The sequence below is a fragment of the Streptomyces sp. NPDC060198 genome (assembly GCF_042728415.1).
Classification (GTDB): domain Bacteria; phylum Actinomycetota; class Actinomycetes; order Streptomycetales; family Streptomycetaceae; genus Streptomyces.
Map to the genome: position 1 here is coordinate 1 of NZ_JBHWZJ010000600.1, position 2,655 is coordinate 2,655.

The following is a 2,655-nucleotide window of genomic DNA, read 5'->3' on the forward strand; positions in this document are numbered from 1 at the left end:
GCGCGATCCGGCGCTGCTCGGCGGCGGGCAGCCGGGCGGTGGCCCCGTCCGCCAGCGGATCGACCAGGGAGAGCTGGCCGATGTCGTGCATCAGCGCCGCGTACTCCAGCACGGTCAGCTCGCGGCCCGCCAGCCCCAGCTCGCGGCCGACCGCGGTGGAGAGCTCGGCGACCCGGTGGGCGTGGCCGTGCGGGGTGTACCCGGCGATCTCGGTGGCGCGGGCCAGTGAGGCGATGGTCTGCCGGTAGGTCTCGCGGACCGCCGCGTACCGGCGGAAGGACACCTGGGTGAGAAGGAGCGGTACGCACAGCACGGGCAGCGCCCACAGCCCGGCGACGGCGACCCCGAGCGCCATCACGGCGCCGGTCGCGCAGACCGCCGACCCGATGCCGGGCAGGCCGCACAGTTCGTCGCGCAGGTGCGAGCCGAACGGGTAGCGGGTCCGCGCCGCCAGCACCGTCGCGGCGAGCACCGCGTCGCACAGCGCCGTCAGCCCCAGCAGCCCGACCAGGAAGGCGGCGTACGCGGGCCCCTCCCCCAGCGCCCCGGTGGACTGCTCGGCGATCCGCAGCGGCTGGAAGCAGACGGCGGCGAAGGCCACGGTCAGCACCCGCCGGGCCGCCCCGTCGAGGTCGGGACCGCCGCCGCACACCAGGGCGTGTCGCGAAAGCGGCCTCGGGACACGCCCCGGATGCGGTACGGCGGCAAGGAACTGGGCCGCGGTGACGACGGTGATCACCTGGAGCACCCCCTGCCCGGTGGGCTCCCCGGCGCTCCGCCCGAGCAGGGCGTACGCCAAGGCCCCGGCGGCGGCGAGCGGCGCGGGTTCCCGCTCGCCGGGCAGGGCGCCCCGGCGGGCGAGTTCGCCGACGGTGACGAGCGCACCGAAGGCGAGGGCGTGGCCCGGTTCGGCGAACCCGGACCGGAGGGTGTGGACCACGGCGACGAGGATCAGCACGAGAACGGCCACGTGCAGCGCGCGGACGGCGGGCGGCGGTCCGCCACCGGGACGCCCGGTCGGGAGGGTCACCGTTCGCTCCGTCCGTCGCCGTCGGCGGTCCGTGCCGCGCCCGCCGCTCCCCCGGCGCCCGGCGCCTGACCGCGCGGGGGCGGCAGCGTGGCCTCGTCCGAGGGCACGGCGACCGTCGCAGCCGACCAGTCGTACCGGTCCAGGGCGCGGACCAGCGCGCGCACCATCCGGGGGTCGAAATGGGTGCCCGCGCAGCGGCGCAGTTCCTCCACGGCGGCGGCCACCGGGCGCCCGCGCCGGTAGGAGCGGTTGGAGGTCATCGCGTCGAAGGCGTCGGCGACGGCGACCACCCGGGCGGACTCGGGGATGTGGGCGCCCCTGAGCCCGTGCGGATAGCCGCTGCCGTCCAGCCGCTCGTGGTGGTGGAGGATCGCCGCCCTGGCCTCGTCGAGGAAGCCGATGCCGCGCACGATCTCGTGGCCGTACTCGGGATGGAGTTCGATGACCCTCCGCTCCTGTGGGGTGAGCGGTCCGTCCTTGCGCAGGACCCGGGTCGGCACGCCGAGCTTGCCGACGTCGTGCAGGGTGCCGGCGAACCGCAGGGCCTCCACCCGCTCGGGCGCCATGCCGATCTCACGGGCGATGAGGACGGACGCGCGGCCGACGCGCTCGCTGTGGCCACGCGTGTAGGTGTCCTTGATGTCGACGGCCTGGACGAGGGCGCGGATGGTGGCCCGGTGCGCGGCCTGCTCCCGGTGGTACTGGGCGAAGACCCAGCAGGAGATGTACATGGGCAGCAGCACGAAGAGCGAGGAGAGCGGGCCGTAGGGGCCGCGCCACAGGACCGCCATCATCAGCCCGGCGAGCGCGTGCACGAGATGCGGCCCGACCGAGGAGGCGAACAGGCCGTGCCAGGCGTTCCGTACGGGCACGTGTTCGGCGGGTACCCGGATGGCGCCGTCGAGCAGGGCGAGGACGAGGCTGAACACGAGAGCGGCGGCGCAGGCGGGCACCAGCACGTGGGGGAAGTCGGGCACGGCCCCCCGCTGGCCGCCCGGCCCGTGCTGCCCGCCGAGCGCGGCCGGGCCGCCCAGCGCCCCGAAGACCGAGGAGGCCGCCCGGACGGTGAGGGCGAGCTGCGCGGCGCGCCAGATCCGGCGGGCGGCGGACGGCCCGTGCTCGACGCGGCCGGCCAGCGCGCCGGGTACGGCGACGAGCGCGGCGGCCGCGGGCGGCAACAGGAAGGCGGCGGCGAGCAGGAACGGGAAGAACGATCCCGCGCGGACCGGCACACGCTCACCGAAGAAGGGGCAGCGGCCGGGAAGTTCGCCCGCCAGGTAGAGCGCGGCAAGCAACCCGAGGGTCGGCCAGGCGACGGGATCACCCCCCGCCCCGGCGGGCACCTGCCCGGCCCAGGGGACTCGGGCGAACACGGGGCTGAGACACCCGACCGCACAGACCGCCACGACCGCGATGAACGCCCGTGCCGCGACCGGTGTTCTCCTCATGCCTGCACCCGCCCCGCGTGGTCGATGGAGGCGTCACGCTAGCGAGTAGTCGGAGCTCAGGGGCCGCAACGATCCCGATTAGCGCGTTCGGGTGATGCGTCGGGGCCCGGATGCCACGGCCCGGGAACCGGGTCCGTCCGGACGCGGAACGGCCGGGAGGCGCACCGCGTCCCGCGC

General features: G+C 76.1%; 2 protein-coding genes. Both read right to left on the reverse strand.

All coding sequences use genetic code 11. The annotated features are described in order from the left end of the window. Positions 1 to 1,030 (reverse strand): metal-dependent phosphohydrolase (locus ACFWEP_RS33930; RefSeq protein ID WP_387376046.1); only part of this gene is annotated, 1,030 nt, incomplete at its 3' end. After that, positions 1,027 to 2,478 carry an HD-GYP domain-containing protein gene (locus tag ACFWEP_RS33935; RefSeq protein WP_387376048.1) on the reverse strand — a complete coding sequence of 484 codons (1,452 nt, stop codon included), beginning with the start codon at positions 2,476 to 2,478 and terminating at the stop codon, positions 1,027 to 1,029. The genes ACFWEP_RS33930 and ACFWEP_RS33935, both read right to left, overlap by 4 nt. Positions 2,479 to 2,655 lie beyond the last annotated feature (177 nt).

Coding starts and splice junctions, on each gene's coding strand:
- ACFWEP_RS33935 (WP_387376048.1), bottom strand. CDS start 2,478: ATGAGGAGAACACCGGTCGCGGCACGGGCGTTCATCGCGGTCGTGGCG.